Genomic DNA, 18342 nt, shown 5'->3' with positions numbered 1-18342 from the left:
GCCACAGGTTCGGTGCCAAGCATTAACGCGAGTTGCTTTTCGGGCCTTGTCCGAACGCCTCATCCACCCGTGCCAGATCCTGTTCGTTCAACGTCCCCGCGTAGTAATGCAGCTTGGTCCAGGCCATCAAGTAGTCGTAGCGCGCTTGGGCCAGATCGCGGCGGGTGGTAAACAGTTGCTGTTCGGCGTTCAGCGCATCGAGGTTGGTCCGTTCACCACCGAGAATGCTTTGCTTGGTCGACACCACCAATGCCTCAGCCGAGGCCAGCGCCTTCTGGTAGGCGCGCAGTTTGTTGACGCCCGACAGGCAGGCGCTGAACTGGCGACGCAGTTCGATCAGCGTCTCGCGGGTCTTGCCATCGAGCTCGTATTCCGCTTGCTCCATGGTGCGGCTGGCCTGACGCGTCGAGGCCGACACCCCGCCACCGGCATACAGCGGCACGTTGACTTCAAAGCCGATGGTGTTGGTGTCGTAGCGCTGGTTATAGGTGTTGCCGCTGTCCGATTCTGTCTTGCGGATCGACGCATAGGCACTGACTTTCGGCAGGTGCCCGGCGCGGTTGCGCTCGACTTCGTACTTGGCCACTTCCACCGCCTGACGCTGCGACGCCAGATTGGGGTTGTTGCTGATCGCCAGCTCATGCCAGGTGTCGTAGTTGGCCGGCATCAGGGCGAAGGTCTGAAAATTCTGATCCAGTGGCGCCAGTTCGCTGATGTCCACCGTCTGCACGCCGACCAGCGCCCCCAGTTCACGTAGCGCGGCGTCCTGCTCGTTGCGCGCCTCGATCTCTTCGGCGGTCGCCAGTTCGTAGCGCGACTCGGCTTCCAGAATGTCGGTGCGCGTGCCCTCGCCCTGTTTGAACATGTGTTCGTTCTGCTGGAACTGCTGCTCGTAAGCCTTCTTCTTGGCCTGGGCGATGTCAATCTGATCCTGAGCGAACAAGGCTTTGGTGTAGTTGTCCAGCACCCGTACCAGCAGCTCCTGACTCTTGCCGCGAAACGCCTCGTCGGCGAACAGCGACTGCGCCACGCCTTTGCGATACGCCGCGTAGGCTTCGTAGTCGAGCAACGGTTGCTGCAAGGTCAGGGTCGAGCCATAGCTGTTGTAGTTGCGGTCTTCGGTCAGGTTGCCGCGAGCGGTCAGTTGCGTGGCCTTCGAGGTGTTGTGACCGCGGTTGTAGTTGTAGCCCAGTCTCGGCAACAGCCCGGCACGGCCGATGAGGCGGTTTTCCAGGCCCGCGTCGCGCTCCTTGATCGCGCCGAGGAACACCGGATCGTTGCGCAATGCCTGTTCGTAGACTTCGAATGGCCCCATGGCCGCCAGCGCGCTGTTTCCTGCGAGCAGCGCGAACGCTGCTCCCAACATCGAAAGCTTATTCATACAGCCGAACATCCTTATTCTTCGGTCAACGCGGAGCCGGCCCGATCGAGCAGCGGTTTGAACAGGTAGTTGAGCAGTGAACGTTCGCCCGTGCGCACGAACATTTCTGCCGGCATACCGGGCTTGATCACCAGGCCGTGGAGCTTTTCCATCGCCTGATCACTGACGCTGCTGCGCAACACGTAGTACGGCACGCCGGTTTTCTCGTCGACCATCTGGTCGGCGGAAATCAGGCTGACCTCACCCGGTACACGCGGGGTCTTGCTCTGGTTGAACGCGGTGAACAGGATGTCGACCGGCAGATGCGTGCCGACCTTGTCGATCAGGTTGATTGGCAAGTGCCCTTCGACTTCCAGGGTGGTGCCTTGCGGGACGATCTCCAGCAGGGTTTCGCCCTGACGCACCACGGCGCCTTCGGTGTGCACGCCGAGGTTGACCGCCACGCCGTCGGCGGTGGCGAGGATCTCGCTGTGTTGCAGGTCGAAACCGGCCGAGGTCAGTTGCTCCGACAGGGTCACGCTTTTGAGCTGCGCGTCGGCCAGTTGGGTGCGCACTTCCTTCTGATATTCCTCGCCATGCTGTTGCAGCTTCAGGCGCGATTCGAGGATGCCCTGCTCCACCCGGCCGCTTTCACCGGTGTTTTCCGCCAGTTGCTGCTGCACTTGCGACAGCTGACGCTGGTATTCCATCAAGCGGTTACGCGGGATGTAGCCGTTGTCCGCCAGCGGCTGCAGGTTGCTCAGTTGCTGTTGCAGCGAGTCGGCCTGGGCGTTGAGGTCGGTGCGGGCGCGGCGCATGCCCGCCAGTTGCGCGGTGGCACCTTCGATGCTGGCACGCAGACCGGCCTGCTCGCGGTAGAACGCTTCGCGACGGCTGCTGAACAGTTGACGCTGGCCTTCAAGGACCAGCGCCAGACGCGGATCCGGGTCGTTGCTCAACTCGGCCGGAAAGGTCACCTGCTTGAGGTTATCGCGCTCGGCCTGCCAGCGCGCGAGGCTGGCCCAGGCCATGCGGTACTGGGCTTGCAGCGACTGCACGTCGGCCGCGACCTGGGTCTGGTCGAGGCGGAACAGCGGCTGGCCCTGCTTCACGATCTCGCCTTCGCGCACCAGGATCCGGCTGACCACGCCGGCACTCATTGACTGCACGGCCTTGCGCTTGCCCGACACCACCACGGTGCCTTGCACCGGAATGCCTTGATCCAGTGGCGCCAGTGCGGCCCAGGTGAAGAAACTGCCAGCGCCGACGATGGCCAGAATCCAGCCCATGCGGGCGAAGAATTTCGCATCGCGCTCAGGCCGTTCGGTGACGTACGCGTGTTCCATGGAGGCTTCGTTTTCATTGTTCATGCTGGCGCTGCTCATACACCCGAATTCCTTGTCGTGGGCTGGTACTGCCGGCTCATGCTGAGCCCGCCCGGTGCCTGCGCAGATTTTTCCCGTTGTTGTTCCTGGGCGCCGGACAGCGCCTTGAGTACGTCCTGACTGTTGCCGAAGGCCTGCAAGCGTCCGTCGTTGAGCACCAGCAACTTGTCGGCCTGGGCCAGCACCGAAGACCGGTGCGTGACCAGAACCACAGTGGTGCCCTTGGCCTTGAGCTGGGCGATGGCGCTGGCCAGCGCGGCTTCACCGACGGTGTCGAGGTTGGAGTTCGGCTCATCGAGCACCACCAGGCTCGGATCGCCATACATCGCGCGCGCCAGAGCGACGCGCTGCTTCTGGCCGCCGGACAGGCCACTGCCGTCCTCGCCCAGTTGCGTGTCGTAGCCTTGTGGCATCCGCAGAATCATCTCGTGCACGCCGGCCTGTTGCGCGGCAGCCACGACTTTCTCCGGGTTGGCCTCGCTGAAACGGGCGATGTTCTCGGCGATGCTGCCGCTGAACAGTTCGATGTCTTGTGGCAGGTAGCCGATGTACGGGCCGAGCTCGTCGCGGTTCCAGCGATGGATGTCCGCACCGTCCAGGCGCACGGTGCCGCCGAGGGTCGGCCACACGCCGACCAGCACCCGGGCCAGGGTCGACTTGCCGGAACCGGAGGCACCGAGCACACCCAGTACTTCGCCCGCGCCAATCGCGAAATTGACCATGTGCAGGGTCGCCGCGCGTTGCCCCGGAGGGCCGGCACTGACTTGCTCAAAGGCAATCTGGCCTTTTGGCGCCGGCAGCGCCATGGCGTCGTCACTCGGCGGGAACGCCTGCAGCAAGGAGTCCAGACGACGATAGGCCAGCTTCGCCCCGCTCCACTGTTTCCACACAGCGATCAACTGGTCGATCGGGCTCAGCACGCGGCCCATCAGGATCGAACCGGCGATCATCATCCCGGCGGTCATGTCGCCCTTGATCACCAGCAACGCGCCGAGGCCCAGCACCAGCGATTGCAGGCACAGACGCAGGGTTTTACTGATCGAGCTGATCACCGCGCCGGTGTCGCTGGCCTGATTCTGCAGGCCGAGGAACCGCGAGTGCACACCGAACCAGCGCTTGCGCAGCGCGCCGAGCATGCCCATGGCCTGAATGGTTTCGGCATTGTGCAGGTGGCTGGTCGCCAGTTGGCTGGACTTCTGCGAGTAACCGGCAGCTTCGCCCAGTGGTTTCTTGGTCATGTATTCGTTGAGGCATGCCAGAGCGATCAGCAGCAGCGCCCCGGCCGTGGCGAGCACGCCCAGCCAGACGTTGAACAGGTAGATGACAAACAGATAGACCGGGAACCACGGTGCGTCGAAAAACGCGAACAGGGCCGGCCCGGTGACGAATTGCCGAATGTGGGTCAGGTCACCCAGCGATTGCCCGGCGTTGCCCTCGCCCTTGAACAGGTTGCGTTCGAACGCCGCCTGATACACCCGCAGGTTGAAGCGGCGCTCCAGTTGGCTGCCGATGCGGATCACGATGAAACTGCGTACCACTTCCAGCATGCCGATGAACGCGAAGAACCCGACGACCATCAACGACAACATGGCCAGGGTGGTTTCGTTCTGCGAAGACAGCACGCGGTCGTAGACCTGCAGCATATAAATCGAGGGCACCAGCATCAGCACGTTAATCAGTGCGGTAAAGCACCCGACGCTGATCAGAATGCTTTTATAGTCACCCAAAGCCTTGAATAAGGGAGCGGTGGCTGGGGCCTTCGCCATCTTCATTGATTATTCCTGCAATAATTTCCCCGCCATTCTTTGGCGAGACGCTTCCAATAATTATCCGTGCGCAGATCGGACGGGTTCTTGCAACTTGCATTTACACTTCAATAACAACTTTCAACATTTCAAACGCCATTCGTTGCATTGAACTGTTGCTTATAACTGCAACATCAAACCTTATATTCAACTGCTCAGTCGGTCCCGCTGTTCACGGCTGTGGCGTATGGCGCGTGAGCGTAATCACCAGCCCCGACTTCAAAGTGCTCAGATAAAGCCCATCACGTTGTCGGCTGAAGAACTGGATTCTTGAACCTTCCTTGCCGGTAATTGACAGGCCGTCCGGATCCGGGAACCAGCCAATCGGCGCTTGCTCAAGCCATGCCCCCAGGCATTCGGCGCCCTTGCCCAGCGTCTGGTTCGGTTCAAGATCAATCAGGCAGGTGTTCGACGGCTTGTCCTGTAATGCCTGCGCCTGCGGGGCGTCGTCCGTCGCAGTCAATACGGCCTGCCATTGCCCGGCAAACACCGATGGATCTTCAAGTCTGAGGCTGCTTGCCATGGTTGTTTCTCCAGAAATCATGATCAGCGCCGCCGAAAGCCACGCCATTGCCTTGTAGGTAAAAGCTTTATAGATCATCAGAAAATTCGCTCCGGCCCGTAGCCTTGCCCAGCGGCCAAGACGATGCAAGTAAAGAAAGCGGCGCATCAAGCGCCGCTTCCCTGTTTCACATCACGCCACGATGTCGCTGGTCGCTGCCTGGCCCACGGTGCTGACCTGGAAGTCCGCCACACCGTGCCCGGAGAAGTCCACCGACAACAGGCTGTTGCCGCCCGACGAGGTCAGAATCGCGTCGCCGGCCGAACCGGTGAAGCTGCTGACAAAGTGCAGGCCGGAACCATTGGTGATGGCGCTCAGGTCGATTTTGTCCAGGCCGCTGACGAAATCGAGGATCTGATCGACTGCACCCGGCTTGGAGTCGGAGCTGGACGCGAACACGAAGGTGTCCGAGCCCGCACCGCCCCACAGTTTGTCCGCACCACCGGCGCCGTAGATGATGTCGTTGCCGGCACCGCCCTTCAGCTCGTTGGACGCACTGTTACCGATCAGCAGGTCGTTGCCCGAACCGCCGATGGCGTTCTCGATGGTCACGCCCTTGGCGATGGACACGTTACCGATCATGCCGCCAACGTCGGAGAACGAGGCTTCGTTAAGGTTGATCTTCTGATTCTGGGTGAAACCCGAGAAGTCGAAGGTGTCCTTGCCGCCCGCATCCCAGACCGAGAACACCAGCTTGTCGCTCGACGACGAGGCGCTGAGGAAATCGCGCCCGGCGTTGGAGTTGAAGCCGTAGGTGGTGTCACCGGCACGGGTGTTCAGGTTGGCGCCGTACAGCTTCTGGATCGCTGCGATGTCATCCATCAGCGGGCCGGAGGCATAGGCTTCCACGCCGCCCTTGCTGAAGTTCTGGGCGGTGTTGCTTTCACTCCAGTAACTCATGAGGCTGTAACCGCGGGTGTCTTGCCCGTAGGAAGCATCCTTGTAAGTCGGGTTGCCTTCGCCGGCGTTGTAGTCGCCAGGGTGAGACAGGCCCAGGGTGTGGCCGATTTCATGGGTCAGAGTTTGACGCCCGTAATTGTTCAGACCCGGGGTTTTGTTGACGTCGTAGCCACTGCCGGTCAGGTACCAGGACTGACCGTCATAGCCTGGCTCGGTGCCTGGCAGGAACGCAAACGCCGCCGCGCCTTCCTGGCCGCCGCTGTAGTTGCCGAAGGTCATGTGACCGTCGCCACCGCGGGAAGCTTCGGTGAACGTAACGTTGGCGACATCCGCCCAGGATTGCATGGCGAGCACGGCCTGGGCCTTCTGCAGGGCACTGAACTGACTGAAACCGGTGACGCCGAGGCCGCTGAAGTTAGCGGTTTTGGCGGTCAGAAAGGTGTAGGTCAGTTCGATCTTGCCGCTGTTGTCGAGGTCGTGCCAGGAGGCACCGTCGCGCAACAGTTGAGTGGCGGCTTGATCTACCGAGAAGGAGGGTTTGCCATTGACCGTGAGGTTACCGCCACGATCGTATTGATGGCTGAAGCTGTTGATCTGGTTCCAGGCAGAGCTGGTCGCAGCCAGAGATTGCGCTGCGCCGACAGGCACGAATGTGTCTGCGGTGATATCAACAGCATTAGCTTTTACTTTCGACATAAACACACTTCCTTGTTTAGCAATGGAACAGTTTTTGTCAGATAGCGACAATCCCTGGCGAGATCGTCCTATCACTCGCCCAATGAAGGCGTAAGAAACCTGACACAATTTGAAATCTGTCGTCTAGCGTTTTTTTGAGATCAAATTGCACTGTTGCGCAAAACTGCCGTAAACAAAGCCTGCGGGGTCGAAAGATTGTTTTAACGGTTTAGGCATCGCCCAATTGTCTGACGATTTTCTATTTAAATATTAAATATTGGTAAGTTGCTTTTTGATGGGTACGTCTCACTTTCCTGCACTCTATTAGTGCGATGCCAGTGTATTGATATCAACTATTTAATAAGGCCTGCCCCCCTATTCCTGTAGGAGCTGTCGAGTGGAACGAGGCTGCGATCTTTGGGGTTTCAAGATCAAAAGATCGCAGCCTTCGGCAGCTCCTACAGGGTTGGGGGTTGGCTCAGCTACCGGTGCGGATCTTGTTCCATACCCGCGTGCGGATCCGGTCAATGTTCAGCGGCATGGCCTCCAGCGCAAACAGCTTGCCCATCATCTCCGGGCTCGGATAGACCTTGGTGTCACCCTTGATTGCCGGATCGATCAGACCATCGGCCTGTTGGTTGCCATTGGCGTAGTGCACGTAATTGCTGATGCCGGCCATCACGTCCGGACGCAGCAGGTAGTTCATAAACGCGTAACCGGCCTTCTCGTCCGGTGCATCGGCGGGCATGGCAACCATGTCGAACCAGATGGCGGCGCCTTCCTTGGGAATCGCATAGCCGATGTCGATACCGTTCTTCGCCTCCTTGGCGCGGTTTTCCGCTTGCAGGATGTCACCGGAAAAACCGACCGCCACGCAGATATCGCCATTGGCCAGGTCGCTGGTGTACTTCGAGGAATGGAAGTAACTGACATACGGCCGCACTTTCATCAGCAAGGCTTCGGCTTTCTTGTAGTCCTCGGGGTTCTTGCTGTGCGGCGGCAAGCCCAGGTAATTCAGCGCTGCCGGCAGCAGTTCCGGGCCGTTATCGAGAATCGCCACGCCGCACTTCTGCAGTTTTTCCATGTATTCGGGCTTGAAGATCAGGTCCCAGGAATCCACTGGCGCGTTGTCACCCAGCACCGCTTTGACCTTGGCGACGTTGTAGCCGATGCCGGTGCTGCCCCACAGGTACGGAAAGCCGTGCTCGTTGTTCGGGTCGTTGACCTGCAAGGCCTTGAGCAATACCGGGTTGAGGTTCTTCCAGTTCGGTAACTGGCTCTTGTCGAGCTTCTTCAGCGCCCCGCCCTGGATCTGCCGGGCCATGAAGTGGTTGGAAGGGAACACCACGTCATAACCGGATTTGCCGGTCATCAACTTGCCGTCAAGGGTTTCGTTGCTGTCGTAGACGTCATAGGTGACGCCGATGCCGGTGTCTTTCTGGAAGTTTTTCGTGGTGTCCGGCGCGATGTAGTCGGACCAGTTGTAAATCTTCACCGTTTCGGCGGCATGACTGATAGAGGCGACCAGCAGCAGCGGCGCCAGAGCGAGGGTTTTCTGGATCATGAGGTGATTCCTGTAGTGGCTATTTTTGTTGGCAGGCAATCAAAGGATCAAACAATCAGAAAATAAGGACGTAGGTCTTGCGCACGGTCTCCTGGATATCCCAGATGCCGAGCGTGTTGGCCGGCAACATCAGTGCGTCGCCACCTTGTATGTGCAGGGTTTCGCTGCCGTCGTCGGGGGTGAACGTGCAGCGGCCAGAAATGAAATGACAGAACTCCTGCGCGGTGATCTGCCGGCGCCAGCGCCCCGGGGTGCATTCCCAGACGCCGGTTTCAACGCCGTCATCGCGCTCGACGCTGGTGGTCGAGGCAATCGCGACCGGCTCGCCGATTGGCACGGCGACCGGGTTGGATTCATCCAGTTGCAGGCTGGCGGTGTTCTTGAACTGCGTAATGCTCATGGTGAGACCTGTCTTGTGAAGAAAACGGCGGTTAGCGCATGAAACCTTCCATGAAGCCCGCGACCTGACTGGCCAGCTTGCGCCGCCACGGTGCGCTGGCCGGATTGGCCAGGGTCTGGTCTTCGTGGACGAAACTTTTGATGATCGCGTTGTAACCGAGCCAGCGGCACGGCTCCGGCTCCCAGGCGCGCAGCGCATGAATCCCGCCGTCCGGCAGCACCCACGGCTGATGCACCAGTTCGGTATCGCGCTCGAGAATCAGATCGGCCAGGGTGCGGCCGCCGAGGTTGCTGGCACCCACACCCTCCCCGCCATAACCACCGGACAGCGCAATGCCATTGGCGCGATCGCAGAGCATGTGCGGCTTGAAGTGTCGCGACATGCCGAGGTTGCCGCCCCAGGCGTGGGTGATCTGCACGTTTTTCAGTTGCGGGAACAGTTCGCCGAACAGATAACGCCGCAGCTCGACTTCGTCGCGGGTCAGGTCGAAGTTGTGGCGCAACTTGCCGGCGAACTGATAACCGCCGCGGGCGCCGAAGATCAGGCGATTGTCGGCACTGCGCTGGCCATAGGTGACCTGACGGCTGAACTCGCTGAACGCCTGGCCACGGTTGAGGCCGATTTCATCCCAGGTCGCTGCCGACAACGGTTCGGTGGCGACAATCAGGCTTTGCACCGGCAACTGATAGCGACCTAACGGTGGCAGCGTGACCGAATAGCCTTCGACCGCCGGCACGATCCAGCGACTGCGCACACTGGCCCTGGCCGTGCGCAAACTGCCGGACTGCCAATGGGTTACGGGGCTGTTTTCGTAGATCTTCACGCCCATGTTCTGCACGGTACGCGCCAGACCGCGCACCAACTTCGCCGGGTGAATGGTCGCCACGTGCGGCGCATAGATGCCGCCGTAGGGTTTCGCCACGCGAATCTGTTGCGCCAGTTGCTCGGGATTCAGCCAGCGGTAATCGTTGTCGGTCAGGCCCTGGGCGTGCAGTTTGTCGAGGTATTCGCGCAGGCTGGTTTCCTGCTCCGGGTAGCGGGCGGCGCAGTACAGCACCCCGCCCTTGCGGTAATCGCAGTGAATGCCCTCACGTTCGAGGACAACTTCCACTTCATCCGGGATGCTGTGCAGCAGATCAAACGAGGCGCGGCGCTGTTCTGGAGAGAGCCCGGCGAGCAGTCGATCCTCGCCCAGCAGGTTGCCCATCAGCCAGCCGCCATTGCGCCCGGACGCACCGAATCCGGCGGTTTGCGCCTCGACGATGGCGATATCCAGACCCGGAGCGAGTTTTTTCAGGTAGTACGCGGTCCACAGCCCGGTGTAACCGGCGCCGATGATGGCCACGTCGACATCCAGATCCTGCTCCAGCGCCGGCCGCGCGGTGAGCGGCTCGTCGAGTTGATCCATCCACAAACTGATAGTGCGCCACGCCGGCATGCAAGACTCCGCCACTGAAAACCTTCGATGGCGTCGATCCTAGTGCGTGACTTCAATGACTGTCTTGCGCGCGTGCCCGCAAAGAAATTTGTTTGGCGTAGGCCTTCGGCGACTGACCGGTGTGTTGGCGGAAACAACTGTAGAACGCTGACAGCGAGTTGAAACCGGCGGCAAACGCCAGTTCGTCGATACGCAGCGGTGGCGTGGCCTGATCCAGCGACTTGAGCAAGTGCTGCAGGCGCGCCTGATTGACGTAGCGGTAAAAGCTCTGACCCAGCACCTGATTGAGCAGGTAGGAAATCTGATTGCGGCTGTATCCGCACTCCTTTGCCACCCGTTGCAGGTCCAGTTCCGGGTCGAGATACGGTTGCTGGCGTTCGAAGTACTGCTGCAGGTCTTCGGCCATGAAACTGATCTGGCGCGGTGACAGCCCCAGGCGACTCACCGCCGGGCGCTCACTCGGTGCGGCGGCGCCATTGGTTTGTGCGCGAACCAGCGAAGCGTATTCGTTGACCCGCCAGATCAATCCGTCCTTGACCGTGATCGCTTCGCTGGAACGGAACGACACCAGCCCGTCGCCGCCGCGCAGGGTCACTTCGTACTGAATGAACGCGGTGTTGCCATCCACGCGAATCCGGTCGCAATGCTCCAGCGCTTCGTCGGATTCTCGCGGCATGCTCACGCGCACGTACTCGCGCAATTCGTCGAGGCCGAGGATCCGGTTCTGGAAGAAATCGTTGTACTGGACGTCCGGGTGATACAGCGCCATGACGCTGTCCAGATCGCGGTGTTTCCAGCTCAGGTGATAGCGCATGACCGTGGCAGCCGTGGCCGGGGTCTGTTCTGGGCCGTCATCGTCGGCGTGCATAAAGGGCTCTGAGCAAAAGAACCGAGCTTGCCCAACTTCATCCAAACGATCAACGAGCAAACCGTAGTGGCCTTTTGGCGATGAATGTTCAAGGCGTGACTTACATCAAAAAATGGGAAGCAATCGCAAAATGAACTGAAAAATCTCACGGAAAATTCACATGCGGATGCTACTTTTAACCTCACTGACCGGTTGAGCCAATGAAGGCTCTTCCCACCTAACATGAGCAAACGGAAGCGCTCGATGAAGAAGGCGGGCAACACATGAATAAAGGTTCCAGTAAAGTCACGTTCCCTAACGCGTGCCAGCTGATGCGCTGGCATTTTCATCCCATGGGTTTCGAAGCGACGATGGATGCACCGGGCAGCATGATTGCTCGTCTGTTTGATCGTGCCAGCGGCGAAACCATGATCGCCATCGCGGGCATTCCGTGTGCCACGGTGATGAACGCGGCGGATGTCGAGCGCATTATCGAAGCAGTGGAAGATGAGCTGGAGGCTTTCATTCCTCCGGAATCCTTCAGGAGTTACGCTTAACCTGCTGTTTCTAATAAAAAAAGCCCGCCAATTCCGGCGGACTTTTTTGTGCGTGCGTGCTACGCGTTTTGCGGCTGTTTCCGCTGATCGACAAAGAACGCCTTGCCTTGGGCTACGCGGTCAGACGCTCTGGGCATGTTGACTGCCTGGGTGTCCTGCGGCTCGACATACCAGTAGCAATGGCTGACCGCCCGGGTGATGCCAACGTAGGCCAGCCGCAGGATCTCGTCCTTCTGCGCCGAGTCATAAGGCTCGCTGTCGCCAGCCTTGCCCAGCCCGGCCATGCGGTACACCTGATTCTTGTAGGGCGAGCTGGTCAGATGCTGGCAGTCACCCAGCAGAAACACTGCATCGGCTTGCAGGCCCTTGGCGCTGTGGTAGGTGAGCTGCTTAAGGCGCCGGGCTTCGTACGGCAAGCTCGAATCCACATTAACTACTGGCTGAATATGCTTTTCAATCAATGACTTATCACTGCTTTTTCGATAAAGCATCAAGATTGAATCGCCGCGATTGTAATGTTCAGCCAGGCGCTGCCCCAAAGCCTGATCATCGCGCTCCAGCACATTGACTGGCTGCAATGCCTTGGGGGCACCGCTGGCCTTGGCCTTCTTCCCGGGAATTGCCGGCGCTGCGCGGACGATGTGTTCCGCAGCATCGATGATGTGCTGGTGGCTGCGATAGTTGTCACTGAGCATCACTCGCGTGGTAGCTGGTGACGGGAATTCCTTATTGAACTCCATGAAGTAACTCGGCGAACTGCCGCGCCAGCCGTAAATCGACTGCCAGTCATCACCGACGCACAGCAACGACGAACGCTGCGCGCCCCGCCCGACGTGCATGGCCGGGCCGCGACTGCGGATTTCCGTCAGGCTGGCGCGAATCCACGAAACGATCTGCGGCGATACGTCCTGAAACTCGTCAATCATCAGGTGCGACATCGGTCGCAGCAGCTCATCACTCAGCAGCTTCAGGTTTTCCGGCGAGTGCTCGCTGAACAGCGCAAACATGCGGTTGTAGGTCATCACTGGGGGTTTCTGATCGAGCAGGTGATCTTCCAGCGCACGCCAGAACAGGCTCAGCGCCTCAAAGAAGAACCGGTCCGGGTCGTCCTTGGCAAAACTCATGCGGCCGACCGCATCTGGCACGTCCAGCCCAAGGTTTTCGATGAAGCCGGCCGCCGCGACAAAACAGTCCAGCAGCGGCGCCGAGACCAGCTCACCTTTGACCTTGTAATCGAAGCCTGGACCGGCGCTCGCGTCGCCGGCCAATGTCGACAAAACCCGTTTCGATGCTTCGTAACTGTCCAGCCAAATCAATGGCTTACGACAGAAAGCTTGAAACAGGGTGCGCTTCACAGCCCATTCAGCACGCACACTGAGTTTGGCGTTGGGGCGGCAGATTTGCGGGTTTTCCCGGGGATCGAAGCCGAGTACCACCCAGGCATCGAGGCTGGGAATATAGCCATGGCAGTGAAAGGTCGACCCATTGATCTCGAAGGTCTGGCGGCTGGGTTCGATGCCTTTGATCGGCCAGGCACCGGCACGAAACCAAAGGTCTTCGATGGCGTCGCACAGCTCCTCGTCGCGCTTGGCTGCCAGCTCGGTCACTGCTACGCGCTTTTGCACGTCAGGATGATCGCGCTCCAGTTCCTTGAGCTGCAAACCCGCCTTGGCCAATGGCTGAATCAACTGGCGGAAACGCTCGTCATCATTGAATAACCGGTGGTAGCAAGCGTTGAGCTGCTGGCGCTGGGCATCATTGATGCGCAGATCGAACGGGTTGCTGTCGACCTCCTCGTCAGCGCCTTGTGGCCGATTGCTGAGATTTTCAAAAGCCTGCAAGCGTTCGAACCCCGGCAGGCTGCGGACCATCGGCAAAATGCGTGAGTGAAAGGTGCGCACCAGCTCCCGCGCCTGTTTCAGGCTTAACGGTTGGCCCCACAGCGCGAACATCTCGATCAGCTTATTGATGAAATCCTTGCGCGACTCGCGGGTGAAGGTCACCACGGTCATCGAATCCAGCTCAAAGCCCAGATAATGCGTGAGCAACAGGATACGCAGCACCAGCGTGGTCGACTTGCCTGCCCCGGCCCCGGCGATCACCGAAGTCGAGGGAGTGTCGCTGAAGATCATCTTCCATTGTGCGAGGCTTGGCTGGGCATGCGCGGGCAGCAGGCGCGCTACGTCGGCTTTCATGCGTTTCTTCAGCTCGGCGCTGAGTGGCAGGCGCCAGTCGTCGAACAGATGATTATCGACGCTCGGCGGACGATGCTCGGTGCTGCGGCTGTCGCGAATCAATAGAACCTGGCGACCTTCCTCCAGCCCTTCAAGTTTTCCCTCCTTGAAACCGTACTCCACACCCGCAGTGTGGCCGCTGCGAAAACCGTCAGCCTGGCCGTGTAGCCAAGAGGCACGGTGCTGGGCGCGCAAACGCGTCAGGCCATGGCCGAAGAAGCGCGCGGCCAGCCGCTTGAACCATGGCATCTCGGCCAATGGACGAAGTTCGGGAGGAAGATCGGGAGTGTGTTGCGCCACGCTGAGGGGCTCCAGTGTGTGAGGCTGTTGCGGCTATGGTGGCCGTATTTGCCCGTGAGTTCTAGCGAAATGCTTACAGGTCATTGGTTTAGGCGATGAACTGAAAGTTGGGTGAGATCGTTTCGAGCCGGTTTCCCATCAACGAATTCGATGACAATGCCGCACTTTTTACGCTTTTTCTCGATGATTGACTGATGGATGATGCCCGTCATTAACCGACGGTCTCGCTTTGTGGCTCTGGCGTTACGCCCCATGACGAACCTTTTAAGGAGACGATCATGCTTGAACTCAGACCTTTCAACACGCTGGGCGGCGCTCATCACGGCTGGCTGGATGCCCATCACCACTTTTCGTTCGCCGAATACTACGACCCGCAACGCATGAACTGGGGCAATCTGCGGGTGTGGAACGATGACGTGATCGCCGCCGGCACCGGTTTCCCGCTGCACCCGCACCGCGACATGGAAATCATCACTTACGTGCGTGAAGGTGCGATTACCCACCAGGACAACCTTGGCAACAAGGGGCGCACTGAAGCCGGCGACGTGCAGGTCATGAGCGCCGGTACCGGCATCGCTCACAGCGAGTACAACCTGGAAGACGAAGAGACCCGAATTTTCCAGATCTGGATTCTGCCAACCGAAACCGGCGCGCCGCCCTCATGGGGTGCCAAACCGTTCCCCAAAGGTCAGCGCGAAGGCTTCGTGACCCTGGCCAGCGGCAAGGATGGCGACGACCAGAGCCTGCGCATTCGCGGCGATGCGCGTTTGGTCGCAGCCAACCTCAAGGCCGGTGAAACCGCTGAGTATCAGCTGGATGCGGGACGCCGAGCCTATCTGGTACCCGCCACCGGGGTGATTGAAGTCAATGGCTTGCGCGCACAAGCTCGAGATGGTGTTGCCGTTGAGCATGAGTTGGTGCTCACGGTGACGGCGCTGGAAGACAGCGAAATCGTCTTGGTGGATCTGGCTTAGATTGCGGGTATGAAAAAGGGTGACCAATTGGGTCACCCTTTTTACACATGATTTAACGGCCGCCAATCTTGTGGCGAGGGAGCTTGCTCCCGCCGGGGCGCGAAGCGTCCCTGTTTTTGCGACTGCTTCGCAGCCGAGCGGGAGCAAGCTCCCTCGCCACAGTTTTTCGGTGATTAGTACTATTTCGTAGAAACAGCACCATCCACCAGCGTTTGCGCTTCAGCCACCAGTTGCTTGAGGTGGTCGTCGCCAATGAAGCTTTCGGCGTAGATCTTGTAGATGTCTTCGGTGCCCGAAGGACGCGCGGCGAACCAGCCGTTTTCGGTCATCACCTTCAGACCACCAATGGCCTGATCGTTGCCCGGCGCATGGCTGAGAATGCTCTGAATCTTCTCGCCTGCCAGCTCGGTCGACGTCACTTGCTCCGGCGACAGCTTGCTCAGCAGGGCTTTCTGCTCAGGGTTGGCCTTGGCATCGACGCGCACCGAGAACGGTTCGCCGAGTTCATCGGTCAAGGCGCGATAGGCCTGGCTTGGATCACGGCCGGTACGCGCGGTCATTTCGGCCGCCAGCAACGCCGGAATCAGACCGTCCTTGTCGGTGCTCCAGACGCCGCCATCCTTGCGCAGGAACGAAGCGCCAGCACTCTCCTCGCCACCGAAACCCAGCGAGCCATCGAACAGGCCATCGGCAAACCATTTGAAACCGACCGGCACTTCGTACAGACGACGTCCCAGGCGCTTGGCCACGCGATCGATCAGGCCACTGCTGACCACGGTTTTACCCACGGCGGCGTCGGCGCGCCATTGCGGACGGTTCTGGAACAGATAGTCGATGGACACCGCCAGATAGTTGTTCGGTGCCAGCAGACCACCCGACGGAGTGACGATGCCATGACGATCGTGATCCGGGTCGCAGGCGAAGGCCACGTCGTAACGTTCCTTGAGGCCGATCAAACCTTGCATGGCATGGCTGGACGACGGGTCCATGCGAATCTGTCCATCCCAGTCGACCGTCATGAAGCGGAAAGTCGGATCGACCTGCTTGTTCACCACATCCAGATCGAGACGGTAATGCTCGGCAATCGCCGACCAGTAGCGCACCCCTGCTCCGCCCAACGGGTCTACGCCCAGACGCAGCTTGGCATCACGGATGGCATCGAAGTCGATCACATTGATCAGGTCAGCGACGTAAGTGTTCAGATAGTCATGACGGTGGGTGGTGCTGGCCTTGAGCGCCTGCTCGTAGCTGATGCGTTTGACACCCGCCAGTTTGTTGGCCAGCAGTTCGTTGGCCTTGGCTTCGATCCACTTGGTGATGTGGGTATCGGCCGGGCCACCGTTGGTAGGGTTGTATTTGTAACCCCCGCTTTGTGGCGGGTTGTGCGACGGCGTAATCACAATGCCGTCGGCCAGGCCCGAGGTGCGGCCACGGTTGTAGCAGAGAATTGCATGTGAAACCGCAGGTGTCGGCGTGTATTCGTCACCTTCGGCGATCATCACGGTCACGCCATTGGCCGCCAGCACCTCCAGCGCACTGGCGCCGGCCGGGGTCGACAGCGCATGGGTGTCGATACCGACGAACAACGGGCCATCGATGCCTTGGGCTTCGCGGTACAGGCAGATCGCCTGGCTGATTGCCAGAACGTGCCATTCATTGAAACTCAGATCGAAAGAGCTGCCGCGGTGACCGGAAGTACCAAACGCCACACGCTGGGTGGAAATCGAAGCGTCCGGTTGGCCGGTGTAATAAGCCGTTACCAGTCGCGGGATATCGACCAACAATTCTGCCGGTGCCGGTTTGCCCGCAAAAGGACTGATAGTCATGCAAAACCTCTGAAATAGAGTGGTTCAGGAAATACAGCGCAGTTTACTGGCAGTTTGACCGCAGCGCGACGGGATCTATCCGACAGATTTCAACGTTCATTCAAGCGGTGCCAGCCGCAGTGCATCACCCAACAAGGCGATCGCTCCGACCAACCCGGTTTCGCCATAATCCAGCAGGTTCAGGCGCAGATGACGACGGTGCAATCCCTGCAAGCTGAACAGTTCGCCCGGCGCGATCAATACCTGTTGCCTGAGCAGGCGCTGAAACACATCGCGCATCTCCACCGGACGCAGCGCCCGCACCCAGACCGTCGCACCGCCCTGCGGCTCGACAACCTGCAGCGCATCACCCAAGCGCTCGCGCAGCAAGTGGATCATCGGGGTCCGACGCTCCTTGAGCAGCCGGCGCAGCACATTCAGATGCTGATCAACCCGACCGTTTGCGTACAGTCGGGCAATCGCCTTCTGGCGGATGGGTGACAGTCGGAACGAGCGCATCAGAAAATGCCGCAACAGTTCGCTTTTCCATTGGCGCGACAGTACGAACCCGTAAGGCGCCTCGATGCCGATGGTTTTCTCGAATGTAGAGAAGATCAACAGCCGGTCGGGGTCCAGCCGATCACGCAAACGCTCGCCGTCCAAGGCCTCAACCAGCTCGCCGTAGCAATCGTTTTCCAGCACCCAGGTGCCATGTTCGGCAAGCATGCTGGCGATGATGTTGCGGTTTTCCGCAGGAGCCTGCGTACCGCGCGGCATGGACAAGCCCGAAGACAGCAGAATCAACCGTATGTTTTCAGTGTTGAGCAGTGCTTCCAGGCGTTGCGGTTCCAGCCCTCCACAGGCCTGCAACGGCAGTTCGATCACCCGCACCTCTGCCGCCTGCAGCAATCGCAATATCACCCAGTCACAGGGCGACTCGACCAGAATGGTGGCGTGTTTGAGCTGCAGAACAGCCACCAGGATCTCCAGTACTCCGCGCAAATCCGCGCCGATATAGACATCCTCGGCGTGCCAGCACTGTCTCGGCGAGGTGGTGTAGCGAGCCGCGAGGACGGCGCGCAACTCCAGCTCACCGCAGGGCTGATCGAGCAACGGCGGCTTGCGGGGGTACTGACGCAGCAGTTCGCGTTCCAGCAACAGCAATGGACTGTCCAGCGATTGCACTGAAACCGGATCTTCTGCGCTCAACAAGCGCATCCCCGGGCGTCGCGCATTGACGTAAAGCGCCTCAAGCAGATCGTTGCCAACGGCCTGAGGTGTCAGCCCGGCAACCGCTTGGGCGTAGTACCCGGACTTGGCGACGGAATAGACCCGCCCTTCTTTCTCCAGCAGCGAATACGCGTATTGAATGGTCGAGATCGATACGTTCAGGCGATCTGCCAACTGCCGCAGTGACGGCAGCCTGAGGTTGCCTGCTTCGGCCGAATCCGCGATCAATCGTATCAAGTAGCGATAGACGGCCTGATAAGCGAAACCCGACTCCCGCACTGCTTTCATGAGCCCAATACCATTGAC

14 protein-coding genes are annotated in these 18342 nt (G+C 59.6%); 2 read left to right on the top strand and 12 right to left on the bottom strand.

Features of this window, described 5'->3' with window-relative positions; genetic code table 11:
• Nucleotides 1-22 precede the first annotated feature (22 nt).
• From ACU680_RS05870 to ACU680_RS05830, 9 genes are all read right to left on the bottom strand, one after another.
• A complete protein-coding gene (locus tag ACU680_RS05870) occupies nucleotides 23-1393 on the bottom strand; it encodes a TolC family outer membrane protein (RefSeq protein WP_045122086.1) in 1371 nt (456 codons plus the stop codon).
• Between the two features lie 2 nt (nucleotides 1394-1395).
• On the bottom strand, nucleotides 1396-2745 hold the full coding sequence (locus ACU680_RS05865) for an HlyD family type I secretion periplasmic adaptor subunit (RefSeq protein WP_448178903.1): 1350 nt from the start codon (nucleotides 2743-2745) through the stop codon (nucleotides 1396-1398).
• Nucleotides 2742-4517: a type I secretion system permease/ATPase gene (locus ACU680_RS05860; protein WP_007963526.1), complete on the bottom strand. Its 1776-nt coding sequence runs from the start codon at nucleotides 4515-4517 to the stop codon at nucleotides 2742-2744. The genes ACU680_RS05865 and ACU680_RS05860 overlap by 4 nt, the downstream gene beginning before the upstream one ends.
• A gap of 205 nt (nucleotides 4518-4722) precedes the next feature.
• Nucleotides 4723-5151 carry an AprI/Inh family metalloprotease inhibitor gene (locus ACU680_RS05855; RefSeq protein ID WP_367086237.1) on the bottom strand — a complete coding sequence of 143 codons (429 nt, stop codon included), beginning with the start codon at nucleotides 5149-5151 and terminating at the stop codon, nucleotides 4723-4725.
• A gap of 93 nt (nucleotides 5152-5244) precedes the next feature.
• A complete protein-coding gene (locus ACU680_RS05850) occupies nucleotides 5245-6708 on the bottom strand; it encodes a serralysin family metalloprotease (RefSeq protein WP_007963528.1) in 1464 nt (487 codons plus the stop codon).
• A 457-nt stretch (nucleotides 6709-7165) separates the two neighbouring features.
• Entirely contained in the window at nucleotides 7166-8251 is a 1086-nt protein-coding gene (locus tag ACU680_RS05845) for a polyamine ABC transporter substrate-binding protein (protein WP_367084474.1), read from the bottom strand.
• A 55-nt stretch (nucleotides 8252-8306) separates the two neighbouring features.
• Complete coding sequence (locus ACU680_RS05840) at nucleotides 8307-8651, bottom strand: cupin domain-containing protein (protein ID WP_007963530.1); 345 nt, start codon at nucleotides 8649-8651, stop codon at nucleotides 8307-8309.
• A 31-nt stretch (nucleotides 8652-8682) separates the two neighbouring features.
• Nucleotides 8683-10089, bottom strand: a complete 1407-nt coding sequence (locus tag ACU680_RS05835; RefSeq protein WP_448178902.1) for an NAD(P)/FAD-dependent oxidoreductase — start codon at nucleotides 10087-10089, stop codon at nucleotides 8683-8685.
• Nucleotides 10090-10141: 52 nt separating this feature from the next.
• Nucleotides 10142-10957 carry a helix-turn-helix domain-containing protein gene (locus ACU680_RS05830; RefSeq protein ID WP_007963532.1) on the bottom strand — a complete coding sequence of 272 codons (816 nt, stop codon included), beginning with the start codon at nucleotides 10955-10957 and terminating at the stop codon, nucleotides 10142-10144.
• 263 nt (nucleotides 10958-11220) lie between these two features.
• Between ACU680_RS05830 and ACU680_RS05825 the strand changes: the two genes are divergently transcribed.
• A complete protein-coding gene (locus tag ACU680_RS05825; protein WP_007963535.1) occupies nucleotides 11221-11493 on the top strand; it encodes a DUF1652 domain-containing protein in 273 nt (90 codons plus the stop codon).
• 59 nt (nucleotides 11494-11552) lie between these two features.
• Here ACU680_RS05825 and ACU680_RS05820 read toward each other — a convergent pair whose 3' ends face one another.
• Entirely contained in the window at nucleotides 11553-14027 is a 2475-nt protein-coding gene (locus tag ACU680_RS05820; RefSeq protein WP_448178901.1) for a UvrD-helicase domain-containing protein, read from the bottom strand.
• A gap of 278 nt (nucleotides 14028-14305) precedes the next feature.
• On the opposite strand from ACU680_RS05820, the gene ACU680_RS05815 reads away from it, so the two are divergent.
• A complete protein-coding gene (locus ACU680_RS05815; protein WP_448178900.1) occupies nucleotides 14306-15001 on the top strand; it encodes a pirin family protein in 696 nt (231 codons plus the stop codon).
• Between the two features lie 179 nt (nucleotides 15002-15180).
• On the opposite strand, the gene pgm is transcribed toward ACU680_RS05815, so the two are convergent.
• Together pgm and ACU680_RS05805 are read right to left on the bottom strand one after the other, a co-directional pair.
• The gene (gene pgm, locus ACU680_RS05810) at nucleotides 15181-16827 is read right to left on the bottom strand and encodes a phosphoglucomutase (alpha-D-glucose-1,6-bisphosphate-dependent) (RefSeq protein ID WP_448178899.1); all 1647 of its coding nucleotides are present in this window, start codon (nucleotides 16825-16827) and stop codon (nucleotides 15181-15183) included.
• 96 nt (nucleotides 16828-16923) lie between these two features.
• Nucleotides 16924-18324 carry an aminotransferase-like domain-containing protein gene (locus tag ACU680_RS05805; protein WP_448178898.1) on the bottom strand — a complete coding sequence of 467 codons (1401 nt, stop codon included), beginning with the start codon at nucleotides 18322-18324 and terminating at the stop codon, nucleotides 16924-16926.
• Nucleotides 18325-18342 lie beyond the last annotated feature (18 nt).

The sequence above is a fragment of the Pseudomonas sp. LF020 genome (assembly GCF_053456425.1).
This window is presented reverse-complemented; position numbering and strand designations above follow the sequence as displayed.